Genomic DNA, 15,836 nt, shown 5'->3' with positions numbered 1-15,836 from the left:
CGACATCGGCGTCCCCATGCGGGCCACCACCCGCCACCTCTACGTCGCCGGCGACCTCGCCGTCGTCGACTGCCGGCACCGCCGGGTAGCGGCATCGATCATGGCGATGGCATCCTGCCCTGCATGCCCAGCCATGATCGGTTTCTTGCTCTCTGCGCGGTGCTGCTGTTGTCCGGATGCGGGGCCGCCCAGCCCGCACCCGTCCCGGCGGCGTCGAGCACACCGGCCGTTCATGAGTCCGGGCCGGCGCCGGCCACCCCGATTCCCGAGTCGGCGTCCGCGCCGGCCGGGATTCCGGGGGCCACCCGCACCGGTGCCCGGCCGCCGGTCGTCCAGCACGGCCCCCGCGACACCCCGTGGGTGAGCCTGACCTTCGACGCCGACATGACCGATGCCATGGCCGAACGGCTGCGCAGCGGCAAGGTCTCGTCGTACGCGAACGTCACCCTCCTGAAGATGCTGGAGCAGCGCAGGATTCCGGCCACGTTCTTCGTCACCGGCCAGTGGGCCGAGGAATATCCGAAGATCACCCGCCGGATCGCCGGCAACGACCTGTTCGAGATCGCCAATCACAGCTACGAGCACGCCGCCTTCACCGCGGACTGCTACACCCTGCCGCAGCTGCCGCCCGCCACCATGACCGAGGACGTCGCCAAGACCTTCACCACCCTGCAACCGTACGGCGGCCGCCAGACCCGCTACTTCCGCTTCCCGGGCCTCTGCCACGACAAGCCCGCGCTGAAGGCGCTGGCGCCGCTCGGCCTGACCGTCGTCGACGGCGACGTGGTCAGCGGCGACCCGTTCGCCCAGGGCCCGGCGCCGATCGTGCGCGCCGTGCTCTCCCAGGTCAAACCCGGATCGATTATCGTCATGCACGTGACCGAGGCGAACGCCCAGTACACCGACGACGCCCTGCCCAAGATCCTGGCCGGCCTGCAGCGGCGCGGCCTGCGGCCGGTCAAGCTCTCCGAGCTGCTGGGCTGATCCCGTGGCCGACCTGCTAGCCGCCGCCCTCCTCGCCGACGGCCCCGCCGACGGCGTCGACCTCAGCCTGTTCGGCCAGTTCGCCGGCTCCTGGGAGCTGGACTGCACCGAGTACCACCCGGACGGCTCCACCACGGTGCGCCGCGGCGAGTGGCACTTCGGCTACGCGCTCGGCGGCCACGCCACCACCGACGTCTGGATCCTGCCCGGCGTCGAACACGGCGTCAGCGTGCGCTTCCCCGACCCGGCCGCGGGGCCGGGCGTCTGGCGCTCCACCTGGGTGGGGCCGGGCCGCCGCCGCGTGCACACCTTCCTCGCCACCCGCTCCGGTGACGAGATCGTGCTCGACGGCGGCGACCTGCGCTGGACCTTCTCCGAGATCGAGCCCGACGGGTTCCGCTGGCGCAACGAGGCCCGGCAACCCGACGGGACGTGGCGGCTGCAGCAGACCTTCCGCGTCTGGCGTCAGGCCTGATCGAGCAGGGTCTCGATCACCCGCTTCGTCGCGTCGTACCCGCCCTCACCGGTCGCGATGTAGCGCACCGTCCCGGTCGCGTCGATGAGGAACACGGTCGGCCAGGCCAGCACACCCCACGCCGACCAGCTGGCGTAGTCGTTGTCGACCGCGATCGGATAGTTCACACCGAGCCGCCCGGCCGCCGCCCGCACACTGTCGATGTCGCGTTCGAACGAGTACTCCGGCGTGTGCACGCTGACCACGTCGAGTCCCTGGTCGTGGTAGGTCCGGTACCAGTCCTCGAGGTGCGGGATGACGTGCCGGCAGTTGATGCAGTCGAAGGTCCAGAAGTCGACCAGCACCACCCTGCCGCGCAGCTCGCTCAGGTCGACCGGCTTGCCGCCCGGCGTGTTCAGCCAGGCCGTGACCTGCGGAAACGCTGGCGCCGGGCCGCAGTCGCGCGGGCCGGCCGGTGCGGTGTAGAGCGAGTCGTCCACGCAGGTCGCCAGCTCCGCGGTCGCCGCCGAGCTGTGCGCCGGCTCGGTGAGCCGTTCGATGCCGCGGCTCAGCGCCGAGGTGTAGTCGGGGATGACCCGCTGCACCACCGCCGCCAGGTTGAACGTCAGCGCGACCGCCAGCCCGAGCACCGCCACCCCGGACGCGATCCGGATGGCCCGCTGGTGGCGGCGGAACGCGCTGACCCGTTCCGCCACGGCCCGCCCGGCCAGGGCGAACACCAGCAGGCTCAACCCGGTGCCGAGGGCGAAACCACCGGTCAGCACCAGGGTGTCCGCGCCGATCCGGCCGGTCGCGCCGGCCACCGCGATGGCGGCCAGCACCGGGCCCGCGCACGGCACGTACACGGTCCCGAGGACCAGGCCGAGCACGAACCCGCCGTCCTCCGCCCGGGCCTGCCGCTGCGGGATCCACGCGAACGGCGCCTCCAGCCACCGCTCCACCCGCGGCACGATCAACCCGATGCCGAGCAGCACCAGCGCACCCAGCCCGGCCCACCGGATCACCGACTGCGGCACCGGCAGCGCCGCCAGCGCCACCGTGCCGACCAGCGTGAAGACGCTGAAGCTGAGCACCAGCCCGGCCACCACGAGGTACGGGCGCCGGCCACGCCCGGCGCCGCCGTCGCGCGCACCCTGCGCGCCGCCGGACAGCAGGATCACCGGAAGCACCGGAAGGATGCACGGCGACAGGCCGGTGATCACACCGCCCACGAACCCGATCAGGGCCAGACTCACGTTCATGCCTCCACCGTCGCCCAGCCACCCGGGGCGGCGCGCCCGTGACCCACCCTGGCCGGGTCCCTGGTCCTCAGTGCGGCATCGGACGGATGTAGTTCACATCCAGGCGCACATCGATCAGCAGCGGGCCGCTGCGGCCGGCGATCGCCTTGGCCACCAGCTCCAGATCGTCCAGGGCCCGCACGGTCACCCCGGTCCCGCCCATCGCCTCGGCGACCGCGGCCAGATCCGGCCAGGCGAACAGCGACAACGCCGGATCCAGCCCACGGTCGACGAGCTGCACGTGCTCGGCCCCGTAACCGCCGTCATCGCACACCACCACGATCAGATCGAGGCCTTCGCGCACCGCCGTGGCGAACTCGGCGACCCCACCGTGCATGAACCCGCCGTCCCCGCTCACCAGCACCACCGGATGCCGGCGCGCGGCCGCCGCCCCGATCGCGGCGCCCATCCCGGTGCCGATCGACCCGAAGTTCTCCGGGAAGACCAGCAGCCGCGGATCACCGGCGTGCAGGTGCCGCAGCGACTCCATCATGAACCGGCCACCGTCGCTGACCAGCACCCGCGGCGCGGGCAGGATCCCGTCGAGGCGCCGCAGCGCGGTCTCCACATCGACGGTTCCCGGCGCCGTGACCGGCCGCTCGCCCAGCTCGGCCTGCCCGGCCAGCCGGTCGGCCATCGCCGCATCCCGGAAGCCGCTCGGCGCGGCGCCGAGCTCGTCCAGCGCGGCCACCAGCGCACTCGCGGTCACTGCCGCGTCGCCCGCGACGGTCGCCGCGAAATCCGCGGCCACCGCCGCCGGATCCAGGTCCACGGCGATCAGCCGCCGGCCCCGCAGCAATCGGCCCTGCATCGTCGTGTACGCGTTGAGCCCCGCCCCGACGCTGACGACCACGTCGGCGCCCTCCAGGATCTCGCCGCTGACCGGCCCGGCGAGACTCCCGGCGAGCCCCAGATCGAACGGCTCACCCAGAAACAGGTCCCGCGCCTTCACCGTGGTGGCCACCGGCGCCCCGATCCGGCCGGCCAGCCGCAGCACCTGCTCGCGCGCCCCGATCGCACCCCGCCCGGCCAGCACCACCGGCCGCCGCGCGCCGGCCAGCACCACCGCCGCACGGCGCACCGCCTCCGGATCCGGATGCGGCGTCTGCGGCGCGGGCAGCAGCAGCGGAACCCGGCGGTACTCCACCTGCACGTGCGCGAAGTCGGCGGGCACGTTGAACACGATCGGCCGCCGCTCCACCAGCGCCCGCCGCACCGCCACCGCCAGGTCGCCGAGCGCGCTCGCCGGGGTGCGCGCCTGCTCGAACCCGGCCCCGGTCGGCAGCACCACGTCACGCTGCGCGATGTCCTGCAGCCCGCCCCGGCTGCCGGTCGGCGTGTCCCCGGCGATCAGCAGCATCGGCGTACGGCCGCGGACCGCCTCCACCAGCCCGGTCAGCGTGTTGGTCAGCGCCGGCCCGTGGGTCACCGTCACCACACCCAACTGCCCGGTCAGCGCCGCGTACCCGTACCCCATGAACATGGCGCCGGCCTCGTGGGCCGCGCCGAGGAAACGCCGCCGTTGCTCGTGCACGAAGCTGTGCACGAGGAACATGTTGCCGTCGCCGATCAGGCCGAACATCGTCTCCACGCCGTGATCCGCCAGGGCCCGGGCGAGCGCCGCGTGCAACCTCGTCATCGTTGTCTCCGATCCAGCCGGTAGCGTCCGTCGCTGCAACGACGCCGCCCGGCCGGCCCGGTTCAACCGCTGATCCGAAGCTCACACCCGGGCCGCCGCGCCCCGTGTGCCCGGGTCCACGACCAGGGTCGGTCACGGGCGCGCCCGCAGCGGTCCACCAGCGACCGTCTCCGGTATGGAATGGCTGCTGCCCAGCATGTACTGGTCGATGTTCAGAACCTGGCCGGTGCCGCCGCCGGTGCCGCCGGCCGCCCGCGTGCCCACCGACACCGATCGGGAACTGGTGCGCATCGTCTACGAGACGATCGCGGCCGGCACCGGCTGCGCCCGCTGCCCGGCCGCTCTGGGGCGCGACCTCTCCCTGGAGGTGATGCCCGGCGGCCACACCCCGGCCTGGCAGATCGTCGTGGCGACCCGCTGCCGGGGCCTGCGCCGGCACCGGCACACGGCCGTCGTCACCAAGGGCGCCGGCGACCTGGAACTCGGCCGCCTGCACAGCTGATCCGCCGGACGATCGGTAGCCTCGCGGCATGCGGATCCTGCACCTGTCGGACACCCACCTCACCCGCGCGCCCGGCCCGAACGCCACCGGCGTCGACACCCGCGAGTCGCTGCGGCGCATCCTGCACGAGTGCGCTGAGCTGCCCGATCTCGACGCGGTGGTGGTGACCGGCGACATCGCCGACGACGGCTCGCGCGAGGCCTACACCGCCGCGCGCGAGCTCGCCGGTGCCTTCGCCCGGCAGCGCGCCATCCCGCTGATCTTCACCACCGGCAACCACGACGACCGTACGGCCTTCGCGGACATCCTGAGCAGCGGCCACCTCGACGGCCCCGACATCCGGTTGGTGGAGGCCGGCGGCTCACTGGCGGCCGCCACCACCGTGGCCGGATGGCGGATCATCACCCTGGACTCCCTGGTGCCCGGCAAGGGCTACGGACACCTCAGCGCCGCCCAGCTCACCTGGCTGCGCGAGGTTTTCGCCGAGCCCGCTCCGCACGGCAGCGTCGTGGCCTTCCACCACCCACCAGTCGCGGTCCCCGGCGTCGCCGTGCAGCACGCGCTCGGCCTGCGCAACCCGTCCGACCTGGCCGAGGCCATCCGCGGCAGCGACGTGCGCATCGTGCTCTGCGGCCACTTCCACCTGCAGCTGTCCGCGATGCTCGCCGGCGTCCCGGTCTGGGTGACGCCCGGCGTGGTCAACCGCATCGACCTGACCGCCACCCCCGGCACCGAGCGCGCGGTCAAGGGCGCCTCGGCCTCCCTGATCGACCTCGGTGGCCCGCACTCGCCGGTCTGCCACACCCTGCACGCCCGCGACCCGCAGCTCGGCGACACCGCCTACGAACTGACCGCCGAAGCCCTGTCCGCGGTCATCACGAAACTGGGTCCGGCTGACGAAGATCCCGGCTCATGATCCGCTCAACGAGGTCGGGGTTGCTCGGCAGCGGCTGAACCTCGTCGGTGGCGCGGAACCCGTGCCGCAGGTAGAGGCCGGCCGCCGAGGCGTTGCCGTCCACCACCCAGAGGTCGACGCGCTCGTGCCCGTTCTCCCGCGCCCACGCCAGGGCCTCGCCGACGAGCAGATCGCCGACCCCGCGCCCGCGCCACGCGGGCGCCACATACACGCTGTAGATCTCGACCGCCCCGCCGCGGTCCTCGGGAACCCAGGCGCCGATCATGCCGGCGAGGTCGCCGGCGACCGCCTTCAGCCCCCGGCCCGGGTCCAGCCAGTCCCGCCAGTCGCCCTCCTGGTACTGCTGCTCCTTCGCGAGCGACGACCCGAAAGCGTGCGGCGCCTCGGCGAGCGCTGCCAGCCTGGCCGCACGCCAGACCCGCCAGTCATCCGGCCCCAGCCGCCGCACCGAAATATCCATCACTCGCGTGATCCTCTCGCTCGGTGCGCCGACGGTAAGAGCCAGGACCGGCGCAGGACAAGCGACTTTCTGCGCCCGCCCGGGTGCGCGGTCGACTCCTGTCTGCCTGCTGACTGCACTGGGCGACATCGGGGCGGAACGTCGCAGGCGGTGCCGACGCGAAAGCCGGAGGTGTGGCGATGCTGGCGAGCCTGTTACCCGGACTGCGCGACATACGCACGCCGCTGACCGTCGGTTACCTCTGGCTCGTGATCCTGTGGCTCGTCCTGGCTGACGATCTTCCACGAACGAAGCCGCCGGACGGCGGATTGGTGGCGCGGCTCTTCGATCTCAGCCGGCTGGTGGGATCCGCCACCACCATCGCCGCGTTGTCGTTCATCGCCTACGTGCTGGGTGCCTTGCTCACCATCCCGACCGACAGCCGGTTGCTGGTCGGCGTCGTCAACCGCCTGCCGTTGCCGTCTGCCGATTTCCGGCTGACGGCCCTGGAATACGAGAACTACCTGCAGGGCGGGATCGTGAGGCGGCTGCGGAGCCTGAGCCCTGATGAGCGCTCGGCTGCCGTCGGCCGGGTGGAGCAGAGCCTTGCGAATGCCTGGAGCGATTTCTCGTTGCATCGCCGAATGAGGATCGCGCTGGAGCGCATCGAGTTTCTCGAGCGCACGGAGAAGGGAGCGGAGGCCGAGGAATTCCAGCCTCGCCGTGAAGCGCTGATCAGGATGGATGCCAGCGTGGCGGACCTTCGCGCGCGGCTGCTGGTGCGCAGCCCGGAAATGTATGGCGAATACGATCGGCTCGCTGCCGAGGCCGCTTTCCGGATCAACCTGTGCCTGCCCGTGATCGCACTGGGTTTCGTGTTCGGCTTCGGAATCGGCTGGTGGTGGGCGCCGGCCGCGATCGCTGTCGCTGCGCTCCTGCTGGTTCAGGGAACAATACGACTCGGCCTGTCCATAACGGTCATGCGCCGAGCGATCATCGAAGGAATGGTGGAGCACCCCTTCCACTCACGGATGCAGGAATTGATGTGAGCGCTGTCGCCGTCGGCGCCGGTGATCGTCAGCGGGGCAGGTTGTGCTTGCGGTGGGTGACCTTCTCCACGACGCCGGCCGGGAGCAGACGGCGCAGGGCGAAGACCAGCGGGGCGTTGCTGCCGACCGCGTACCGCTGCTTGGGCCGCTCCGCCTCGATGGCCGCGACGATGGTCGCGGCGACCCGCTCGGCGGTGACGCCGGCGCGCTCGTTGCGGTCCAGGGCGGCCAGCATCGTCTCGAAGTCGCGGCGGTGCGGGGAGCCGGCGCCGATGTACTTGGTGCGCCGCTCGCTGATGCCGGTGCTGATCGAGCCGGGCTCGACCGTGGTCAGCCACACGCCGAAGGGCGAGAACTCGTGCCGGGCGCCGTTGCTGAAACCCTTCAGCGCCGCCTTCGACGCGACGTAGGAGGAGCGGTAGGCCAGCGGGAACGACGCCAGCATCGAGCCGACCATGACCACCCGGCCGTAGCGGCGGTCGCGCATGCCGGGCAGGGCCAGCTGGGCCAGGCGGACCGGGCCGAACACGTTGACCTGGAAGAGCCGGCGCAGCGCGTCGGTGGGCAGCTCCTCGAACGGGCCGGACTGGCTCTCGCCGGCATTGTTGACCAGCACGTCCACCCCGGCGAGCAGATCCGCCAGGGACTCGATCGACTCGTCGGAGGTGAGGTCGAGCGCCACATACTCCACGCCGGGCGCCCGCTGGTCGTCGGTGAGCGACTCCGGCTTGCGGCTGGTGCCGAAGACCCGGTAGCCGCGGGCGGCCAGGGCCGCCGCGGTCGCCTTGCCGATGCCCGAGGAAGCCCCGGTGACCAGGACGCTGCGACTCATGGGCGCACCATACCGGGCTGGGCACCGAGCAGCGAGCGGGTGATCGACTCGCCTTCGGCGAGCATCTCGTCCAGGGCGTGATCCAGGTCGGCGTCGCTGGGCTCGTGGCCGGCCTCGGCAGCCATCAGTACGGCGCGGCGCACCAGCTCCTTGGCGAACGACGCGGTGATGCCGGCCGAACGGTCCGCGGCCCGGTCCAGCGCCGCCTCGCCGAACGGGAGCCGCCGGGCGTACAGGGCGATCAGCCGGCGGCGGGCCTCGGCGTCCGGCAGCGGCACCTCCACGGCCAGGTCGACCCGGCCGGGACGCTGCGCCAGCGCCGGCTCCAGCATGTCGACACGGTTCGTGGTGAGCAGGAACGCCACGTCCGCGTCGTCGGCCAGACCGTCGAGCGCCTCCAGCACAACGAACAGCAGCGGCTGCGCGCCGGTGTGATGGTCACGGCTCTCGGCGACCAGGTCACAGTCCTCCAGGACCACCAGCGCGGGCTGCAACGCCCGCGCCATCTGAGCGGCGTCGCCGACGAACGCGACCGACGGCCCGGCCAGCAGGATCACCGTGAGCTCCGGCAGGGCGCCGAGCAGATACCGTACGGTGTGGGTCTTGCCGGTGCCGGGCGGGCCGTAAAGCAGCAGGCCCCGCTTGAGGTGCTGGCCGGCGGCGCGCAACCGGTCCCGGTGGTGCGCCACCCCGGCGACGTGCCGCACCACCCGGTCCAGGACACCCGGCGGCAGGACGATCTGGTCGGCGGTCAGCGCCGGCCGCCGGTGGAAGACGATGTCGCCGACGCCGGGCTCGTAATCGGAGCCGCCCAGCGACAGCACCTGCCCGCGCAGCACCGAGCGCAGCAGCATCAGCTCCCGCACCTCGGCGATCAGCCGGGCGGCCACCCCGTCAGCTGCGGTGAGAACCTCCATCTGGGCGTGCGGCATGCCGAACCGGCGCTCCGCGGTGCGCTGCAGCACCGCCACCGGCGCACCCTCGACGGTGAACAGCCGCATCCCGAACGAGATCACCTGGCGGACGGTGTCCGGGCCGGTCGGGATGCCGCGGTAGTCCACCGCCCCGACCGGGAAGTTCCCGTGCCGCTCGGAATGCTCCAGGATCTCGCTGAGCGAGTTGTGCCGGCGCTGCTCGCCACCGCCGATCCCGAGCAGCCGGTGCTCCGCCGACCTCTCCTGCACCTCGGCAAGCGCCACGTCGAGGTCGACGAACAGGTGCGCGGGGATCTCCTCGGTGACCACCGGCAGCCGGCGCGGATCAGCCCCGAGGTGCTCGGTCAGCACGGCGACCAGGCGCGGCTCGTCACCGTGGGCGGCTCGCTGGGCGAACACCACCTCGTCGAGGAAGGCCTGGAAACTGGCTACGAACCCGTTCGCGCGCTCATCCATGCGCCCCATCATCACGGACCCGGCAGAACCGCGCGGTCCCGCGCACGACACGGGCGACGCCCTGATGGACGAGCACGCCGGCCGCGGCGTTGACGACCGCGAGCGCGGACGCGCCGAGCAGCCCCGGGCCGAACGCCATCACCCCGGTGGCGACCAGCAGGAGCGGCCAGCCGAGCGCGGCGGCGAGCAGGGTGGACCGCCACCAATGGCCGGCCAGCAGACCGAACAGGATCAGCGTCGGGATCACCCATTCAGCGTAGTCGTTGCGTACCGTGATCGCCTTGGCTCGTGTCGCTGCCGCCGCAAGCGTGCCTCGAGTGCCGGTGGCGTGAATTCCCGATGTTTTTCCCAGTCGGTCTTGAAGGCCCTGACCTGGCCTTTCGTGGACAGGTTGGGGGCGTCACGCGGCCGTTGCGGCGATTTGTGTTGAACCGCTGGAGACCCGCCGCCCGTATTGGCCCCCGACCGGGCACACCGACAGTCCAACGACGAGGAGTGAGCATGAGGGCGCGCGGATACCGAGGCGACCAGAGCAGTCGGCGGAAGACGATCGGCGCGGTGGCGGTCGCGGGAGTGTTGCTGGCGACCGGTCTGACCGGCGTGCAACTGGCCTCGGCGGGCACCGAGGCCAAGGCCGCCGATGTGATCAACGTGGATGGACAGCAGTTCGACGTGTCGCAGTGCACCGAACTCGCGATCGACGGCGGTGTCGTGGTCTGCGACGGCGAGGAACTGGCGCCGGTCGAGGAGCAGGCGCCCGACGACGCGGCGGCCGCGGCGGCGCTGGCGCTGGAGGCGGCGTGCGACCAGTTCGTCGCGGACATCGCAGCCGCGGAGGGCGGCGAAGCCGGCGAGGAGGCAGGCGAGGAAGCCGGTGCCGGCGCCGAGGAGCAGGGTGCGGCCGAGACCAAGAAGCAGCGCAAGGCCCTGGCGAAGAAGTGGGCCAAGGCGATGAAGGCGGCCGGCAAGGCCAACGGCGCGGGCAACGGCAAGGGCAAGGGTCAGGGCAACGCCGAAGAGGGCGCTGCTGAGGAAGGCGCTGCCGAGGAAGGCGCTGCTGAGGAAGGCGCGGGCGAGGAGGGTGCTGCCGGTGAGGACGCCGCCGCGGCTGTCGCCGAGGCGCAGCAGGGTCTGCTGCAGGCCTGCCTGACGCTCGCCGACGCCAAGGCCGCCGCGGCCGGTGACGCTGGTGCCGAGGAAGAGGCCGGCGCTGGTGCCGAGGAAGAGGCCGGCGCGGGCGCCGAGGAAGAGGCCGGCACCACCCGCAAGTAAGTAGTAGTAGCGGCGGCGCGGGAGGCAAGCCTCCCGCGCCGTCAGTCTCCTGCGGAAACCCCGTCCAGGACGGTTCCGGTGGTCGCCAGGACCACCCCGATCCCGGCCAGATCGGCCAGCCGCTCAGCGCTGACCTGCGACACCGCGTCCTCGGCCAGCACCGTCCGGAAGTCCCGCTCGCTCGCCTCGAACAGCGTGGCCCGCGGACAGTTCGGCAGGTTGCAGCCCGCGACCACCACGGTGTCCACCTGCCGGTCGCGCAGCCAGCCCTCCAGCTCGGTGCGGTAGAACGCCCCCCAGCGCGGCTTGAACAGCACGATCTCGTTCTCCGCGAGCACCTGCGGCTTGCCGGCCAGCAGCACGTCGGCGTCGACCGGCAGCGGCTCACCGGGCGCGGCGATGCCCGCGATCACCGCCGAACCGGGTGTGCCGGGCGCCCCAGCCACCCCGCCGGCCTCGATGAACGCCCGCCGCGGCAGATCCACGTCCGAGGAGCCCGGCGGGTAGAGCCGGACGATGTGCACGATCGGCAGCCCGGCCCGCCGGTAGCCGTCCGCCAGCCGGCGTACGTTCGGCGTGACCGCGCCGGTGCCGGCGATCGGTAACGCCCCACCCTCGGCGAAGTCCACCTGCATGTCGATGACGACCAGCGCGGACGAGGACCAGTGCGGTTCGGTGTACCCGGCTGCCATGTGCACTCCTTCAATCCAGGGTTGTCGCCCAGTCCTGCGACCAGCGGACCAGCGGCCGCAGCGCGCGGTGCGCGCCGTGCCCCAGCTCGGTCAGCGCATAGCTGGCGTCCGGCAGCTGCTCGACCAGGCGGGCGTCGACCAGCTCGGTCAGCCGCTGCCGCAACACGCTCGACGACATGCCGTCGCACTGCTGCTGCAGGGCGCGGAACCCGACCGGGCCGTGCCGCAACTCCCAGACGATGCGCAGATTCCAGCGGCGCCCGAACAGGTCGAGGGCGGCCATCAGCGGCCGGCCCGTGCTCGAACCGCGTACGGGCTGTCCAGGTCGAGGTGCGGCCATGGCGCCACGCTACCGGTTGACGAGTCGATCTAAGGTGGACACATGGAGATCAACGAGGAGACCGAGACCAACCGCGACGCCCAGCTCGTCGAGCTCGCCTCACCCAGCGAGGTCGGTCTGCTCGCCCTCGCCGCCGGTGCTCTCGCCGCCGCCCTGTTCGCCTGGCGCCGCCGCCGGCGCACCAGCAGGCCGTGACGATCGGCGCGGTCTTCTTCGACGTCGGCGGGACGATCCTCGACGAGTCCCGCGAGTTCGAGGCCTGGGCGGACTGGCTCGGCGTCCCCCGCCACACCCTGTCCGCGGTCTTCGGCGCGGTGATCGCCCGCGGCCTCGACTGGCGGGAGACCTTTCGGACCTTCCGCCCCGACTTCGACCTCGACGCCGAGCTGCGGCGCCGGGCGGGAGCCGGCAAGCCGGAGACGTTCGGCGAGCAGGATCTCTACCCGGACGCGCGGCCGTGCCTGGCCGCCCTGAAACGCCAGGGCCTGCGCGTGGGCCTGGCCGGCAACCAGCCGGCCCACGCCGAGGCGCTGCTGCGCGCCCTCGACCTGCCGGTGGACGTGATCGGCACCTCCCACGGCTGGGGGATCGACAAGCCGGCACCGGCCTTCTTCGACCGGCTCATCCGCGAGGCCGGCGGCGAGGCGTCCACGATCCTCTACGTCGGTGACCGCCCCGACAACGACGCGCTGCCGGCCCTGCGGGCCGGCCTGCAGGCGTGCCTGATCCGGCGCAGCCCGTGGGGTCACATCCTGGAGATGCCCGGAGTGGCCGAGCGGTGCCAGTTCCGCATCGACTCGCTGGACGAGCTGCCGGACCTGGTCGCGAAACACAACGCCGCCGCGCAACGCTGACCGGTTTCCCGCACATCGTGTGATCGACCCTGCCTATCCGGGCGGCACACGATGTCTTTACGTCGCCGACGGTGGCCGCTGCCAGGCTCGCATCATCCGCCGGGCACGGGACATCGGCCATCGCTCACCGGGCGGGATCCGTTTCGGCGATGACGACAAACCGTGGTGACCGGATCTGAGGGCTCGCCACCAACTCGACGGTGACATACGCCGGAACGAACCACTCCGGTCCAGCCCAGCCCGGCGCGGCGAAGATTCGGGTCAGACTCCTGGAGAGCGTGATAGTGATCGGCGGAACAAGCCGCCGGAAATGCTCATGGTCTGCTTCCGAGAGCGAGACGAGGTAGCGGTTCGGCACCGTTTGATGTCCGTGTCCGTCGTTGAGCAGTGCGCGGCGGGCAGCGGCGACCAGTTCACGCAGGATCGTCACGGCGTTGAGTGGCTGTCGGAAGAGTCTCCGCGGCGTAGGTGGATAGAGCCGGACGAGCTCCGACTCGGCGTCGGTCATCTCACTGCCCGGTGTTTGTTCTCCGCGATCACCCGTACTGACCGGGAGCAACACGACGGTGTCGTCCAGGTCTCGACGGCGTAGGGGTTGGGCAACTGAGGCCGCCGCCTTGAAATTTGTGTCGATGTATCGGGTTCTGTGTGGCGGGGGTGAGACCGCGGCGATGCCTCTGACCGGCGGCGCCAGCGTACCGGTCACCTGCCATGCCGCGCCCGCGAACGCCGTCGCGGACGGCCGTGCCGCCACGTCCTTGGCCATGGCCATGGAGATCAGCGTCGCCACCGCGGCGGGAACTGCAACGGGCAAAGGAGGCGGTTCTTCCCGGAGGTGTTTGATGAGCACCGACATGGTCCTGTCGCCCTGAAACGGAGGATCTCCGCTGAGACAGTGGTAGGCCACCGCGCCGAGGGCATAGACGTCCGATGCCGCTACGGCCTTGTGGGAAGCCTGCTCCGGTGACGTGTACCAAGCGTTGCCGAACACTGCATCGACGGGTGCCTCGCCGCGGAATGACGGGCTGACCAGGGTGAAGCCGGTCAACACGAGCCTACCGCTGGGTAGAACGCGGAGGGCGGCCAAGTTGACGTCCCCATGCACGACGCCCTCGAGATGGGCCGCATGGAGCGCGTCGGCTGCCTGGGCGATCAGCATCATCGCCGGCGCCGGTGCCATGGGGCGACCCGGAATCCTCAGCGTCTCCGACAGGTCGGAGCCCGACAGATACTCCATGACCACGAACTGTGAGCCTCCAGGCTCGATGGAGCCGGTGTCGTAGACCTCGACGACGCTGGGATGGGAGATAGCAGCGATGGTTCTTGCCTGCCGGTGAAACGCTGCTCGGGACTGCGGATCCTCGAAGTACCTGCTGGGCGAGATTTTGACAGCGACCGTCCGGCGGAGCACCTGGTCTGTGCCACGCCAGACGTCACCTGTCCGGCCGTGGCGGATACGCTCGTTGAGCTGATAGCGGTTGCCCAGGAGAGTGCCCGGGACGATGTTGGCAAGTTCTGTCGCCGCGTCGACTGGCGGCGCCGGCCGCTTCGGCTCCGGCGGGGGCTCTGCGACTCCGGTGGTGAGCCGCTTGACCAGTTCGTCGGGGATCCAGGCGAAGGGGCGATTCACCACCGCTACCTCGGTGCCGCCGTCGTCGGCGGCGATGGCGGTGAAGGTGGCGTCCGACAGGCCGCCATGCGCGCTCACATAGTCGGAGACGGCTTCCAGCACCTGCCGCATCTCGGAGATCCGCAGTTCATCCAGCAGCAGGGTTCGGACTCCGGCACGGAAGTCGAAGCGATGCAGCGCCGTACCGCCCGTCACACGGTGCAGCAATCCGGAGAGCAGGACCTCGGCCACGTGGGTCGGCCCGGACTTCGGCACCATCGCTCGCTGGACCAGATGGATGACGTGCAGGTCGATCGGTACAGCCGCCAAGCACACGGCGAGCCGGCAGGCCTGCGGCGAGGCGGTGGCGAGGAACTGATCCACCACGGCGCCCGGCGCGGCCGGTATCTGACCAGGGGACGCCGATCCGTGGGCCGGCGGGTCGGACGTGATGATCGCCGCAGCCATCTCGACGCCTCCCTCCGCCGCCCCGGACAACGTCCTGGACCAGGATGCGAACCAGGCCGGCTGCAACTCGACCACCGGCACCGCGAGTTCCTGGTCCTTCAGCCCGCGCGGGCGGCGGCGCCGCTCGACGAAGGTCTGCTCGCCGGTGAATGTCCCTGGCCGGAAGGACTGGAAAGTACCGCTGCGGACGTGAAGTGCTGTTCTCTGCCACAGCCGTTCGGGCAGCGGCTGCACGATCACCACGTAGCCGCGCTTGGCCCATCCGGCCAGCATCGCCGCAGCGGAGCCGTTCCGCCAAGCCTCCGAGGTGGCGTCGGTGAACACCAGGAAAAGGCGGCGGCCGGAGAAGTCGATCAGCTCGCTCGGTGCGCGTACCTCCTGGTCGAGAGCGGATTGCGTGCGGTACGGCGTGATGGCGGGGCCGTTCCGGCTGTCCGCGACCATCCGCCACTGGCGGATGTCACGGAAGGCGCCGAGCTGCCGTAGCGCCGAGCGCAGTTCGCTGGCCGTGCTGGTCCAGAGATCCATGGACGGTGCCGAGTCGACCACGACGACGGCATCCAGCCAGCGTTCCCGGGCAGGCCGCAGCACCGGGCTGGGTGGTCCTCCGTCAGCGATGCGCTGAGCCGTCGCATCCTCGTCCAGCACCTCGTCCCGCCGGGAGTCGATGCGGCGTTTCAATGGGCGCAGCGCGCGCAGCAGCGCGGCGCGATCGGGCAGCGCGGGTGCTTTCGAAACCGGAAAGGCGCGGCCGGCCACCTCGACGACCTCGGGCTCGCCGGCGGTGGGCAGGGTCAGCGGTACGCCTTCGATGGCGGGTTCGGCCATCAGATCGATGGTGGGATCGTCGTCGGTGCCCAGCGGCCCGAGGTCGAGCGTCGGCTCCTCATCAGCGGTCTGGCCGATGTTGGCGAGCGGCACATCGTCGGGCACACCCGCAGGAGGACCTACGACGAGCGGTGGTGTGGCAACCTGATGCTGCGGCACCAGCGCCTCGACAGTGGCCGCCAGCCACAGCGACTCGGCGACCTCGATCGCTTCCACCGGCAGTCCGGCCCGGTGCAGGACCGCGATGAGCTCGCTGGTGCGCATGC

At 71.5% G+C, this 15,836-nt stretch carries 17 protein-coding genes; 8 read left to right on the top strand and 9 right to left on the bottom strand.

The annotated features are described in order from the left end of the window. The first annotated feature begins 123 nt into the window (after positions 1–123). Both AB0F81_RS14440 and AB0F81_RS14435 read left to right on the top strand, forming a co-directional pair. Complete coding sequence (locus tag AB0F81_RS14440; RefSeq protein WP_360196373.1) at positions 124–984, top strand: polysaccharide deacetylase family protein; 861 nt, start codon at positions 124–126, stop codon at positions 982–984. Positions 985–988: 4 nt separating this feature from the next. Further along, the gene (locus tag AB0F81_RS14435) at positions 989–1,459 is read left to right on the top strand and encodes a hypothetical protein (RefSeq protein ID WP_360196370.1); all 471 of its coding nucleotides are present in this window, start codon (positions 989–991) and stop codon (positions 1,457–1,459) included. Here the strand turns inward: AB0F81_RS14435 and AB0F81_RS14430 are convergent. Continuing rightward, positions 1,450–2,700 (bottom strand): cytochrome c biogenesis protein/redoxin, encoded by a 1,251-nt coding sequence (locus AB0F81_RS14430; protein ID WP_360196367.1) that lies wholly within the window; start codon positions 2,698–2,700, stop codon positions 1,450–1,452. The genes AB0F81_RS14435 and AB0F81_RS14430 overlap by 10 nt on opposite strands. A gap of 67 nt (positions 2,701–2,767) precedes the next feature. Then, the gene (locus AB0F81_RS14425; protein ID WP_360196364.1) at positions 2,768–4,378 is read right to left on the bottom strand and encodes a thiamine pyrophosphate-binding protein; all 1,611 of its coding nucleotides are present in this window, start codon (positions 4,376–4,378) and stop codon (positions 2,768–2,770) included. Positions 4,379–4,553: 175 nt separating this feature from the next. Here AB0F81_RS14425 and AB0F81_RS14420 point away from each other — a divergent pair, with 175 nt between their 5' ends. Both AB0F81_RS14420 and AB0F81_RS14415 read left to right on the top strand, forming a co-directional pair. After that, the gene (locus AB0F81_RS14420) at positions 4,554–4,880 is read left to right on the top strand and encodes a hypothetical protein (RefSeq protein WP_360196362.1); all 327 of its coding nucleotides are present in this window, start codon (positions 4,554–4,556) and stop codon (positions 4,878–4,880) included. Positions 4,881–4,908: 28 nt separating this feature from the next. Beyond that, complete coding sequence (locus tag AB0F81_RS14415; protein ID WP_360196359.1) at positions 4,909–5,796, top strand: metallophosphoesterase; 888 nt, start codon at positions 4,909–4,911, stop codon at positions 5,794–5,796. On the opposite strand, the gene AB0F81_RS14410 is transcribed toward AB0F81_RS14415, so the two are convergent. Then, complete coding sequence (locus AB0F81_RS14410; RefSeq protein ID WP_360196356.1) at positions 5,756–6,256, bottom strand: GNAT family N-acetyltransferase; 501 nt, start codon at positions 6,254–6,256, stop codon at positions 5,756–5,758. The two genes, AB0F81_RS14415 and AB0F81_RS14410, sit on opposite strands and share 41 nt — an antisense overlap. A 179-nt stretch (positions 6,257–6,435) precedes the next feature. On the opposite strand from AB0F81_RS14410, the gene AB0F81_RS14405 reads away from it, so the two are divergent. After that, the gene (locus AB0F81_RS14405; protein WP_360196353.1) at positions 6,436–7,284 is read left to right on the top strand and encodes a hypothetical protein; all 849 of its coding nucleotides are present in this window, start codon (positions 6,436–6,438) and stop codon (positions 7,282–7,284) included. A 28-nt stretch (positions 7,285–7,312) separates the two neighbouring features. On the opposite strand, the gene AB0F81_RS14400 is transcribed toward AB0F81_RS14405, so the two are convergent. The 3 genes from AB0F81_RS14400 to AB0F81_RS14390 are packed head-to-tail and all read right to left on the bottom strand — an operon-like array spanning position 7,313 to position 9,754. Continuing rightward, on the bottom strand, positions 7,313–8,116 hold the full coding sequence (locus AB0F81_RS14400) for an SDR family oxidoreductase (protein ID WP_360196350.1): 804 nt from the start codon (positions 8,114–8,116) through the stop codon (positions 7,313–7,315). Continuing rightward, on the bottom strand, positions 8,113–9,507 hold the full coding sequence (locus AB0F81_RS14395) for an ATP-binding protein (RefSeq protein ID WP_360196347.1): 1,395 nt from the start codon (positions 9,505–9,507) through the stop codon (positions 8,113–8,115). Before AB0F81_RS14395 ends, AB0F81_RS14400 begins: the two co-directional genes overlap by 4 nt. Beyond that, entirely contained in the window at positions 9,500–9,754 is a 255-nt protein-coding gene (locus tag AB0F81_RS14390; protein WP_360196345.1) for a hypothetical protein, read from the bottom strand. The genes AB0F81_RS14395 and AB0F81_RS14390 overlap by 8 nt, the downstream gene beginning before the upstream one ends. 311 nt (positions 9,755–10,065) lie before the next feature. On the opposite strand from AB0F81_RS14390, the gene AB0F81_RS14385 reads away from it, so the two are divergent. Then, complete coding sequence (locus AB0F81_RS14385) at positions 10,066–10,779, top strand: hypothetical protein (protein ID WP_360196343.1); 714 nt, start codon at positions 10,066–10,068, stop codon at positions 10,777–10,779. 41 nt (positions 10,780–10,820) lie between these two features. Here the strand turns inward: AB0F81_RS14385 and AB0F81_RS14380 are convergent, their stop codons facing one another. Together AB0F81_RS14380 and AB0F81_RS14375 are read right to left on the bottom strand one after the other, a co-directional pair. After that, the gene (locus AB0F81_RS14380; RefSeq protein WP_360196340.1) at positions 10,821–11,471 is read right to left on the bottom strand and encodes an isochorismatase family cysteine hydrolase; all 651 of its coding nucleotides are present in this window, start codon (positions 11,469–11,471) and stop codon (positions 10,821–10,823) included. A gap of 10 nt (positions 11,472–11,481) precedes the next feature. After that, positions 11,482–11,811, bottom strand: a complete 330-nt coding sequence (locus tag AB0F81_RS14375) for a helix-turn-helix domain-containing protein (protein ID WP_360196337.1) — start codon at positions 11,809–11,811, stop codon at positions 11,482–11,484. 42 nt (positions 11,812–11,853) lie between these two features. On the opposite strand from AB0F81_RS14375, the gene AB0F81_RS14370 reads away from it, so the two are divergent. Next, positions 11,854–12,006, top strand: coding sequence for a hypothetical protein (locus AB0F81_RS14370; RefSeq protein WP_360196334.1), 153 nt, complete (start codon positions 11,854–11,856; stop codon positions 12,004–12,006). Then, a complete protein-coding gene (locus AB0F81_RS14365) occupies positions 12,003–12,665 on the top strand; it encodes an HAD family hydrolase (RefSeq protein WP_360196332.1) in 663 nt (220 codons plus the stop codon). Before AB0F81_RS14370 ends, AB0F81_RS14365 begins: the two co-directional genes overlap by 4 nt. Positions 12,666–12,789: 124 nt before the next feature. Here the strand turns inward: AB0F81_RS14365 and AB0F81_RS14360 are convergent, their stop codons facing one another. Further along, on the bottom strand, positions 12,790–15,834 hold the full coding sequence (locus tag AB0F81_RS14360) for an FhaA domain-containing protein (RefSeq protein ID WP_360196329.1): 3,045 nt from the start codon (positions 15,832–15,834) through the stop codon (positions 12,790–12,792). Positions 15,835–15,836: the final 2 nt, after the last annotated feature.

The organism is Actinoplanes sp. NPDC024001 (genome assembly GCF_040638955.1).
Classification (GTDB): domain Bacteria; phylum Actinomycetota; class Actinomycetes; order Mycobacteriales; family Micromonosporaceae; genus Actinoplanes.
Note: the sequence above shows the minus strand (reverse complement) of the source record. Positions and strands in the feature narration are given on the sequence as shown.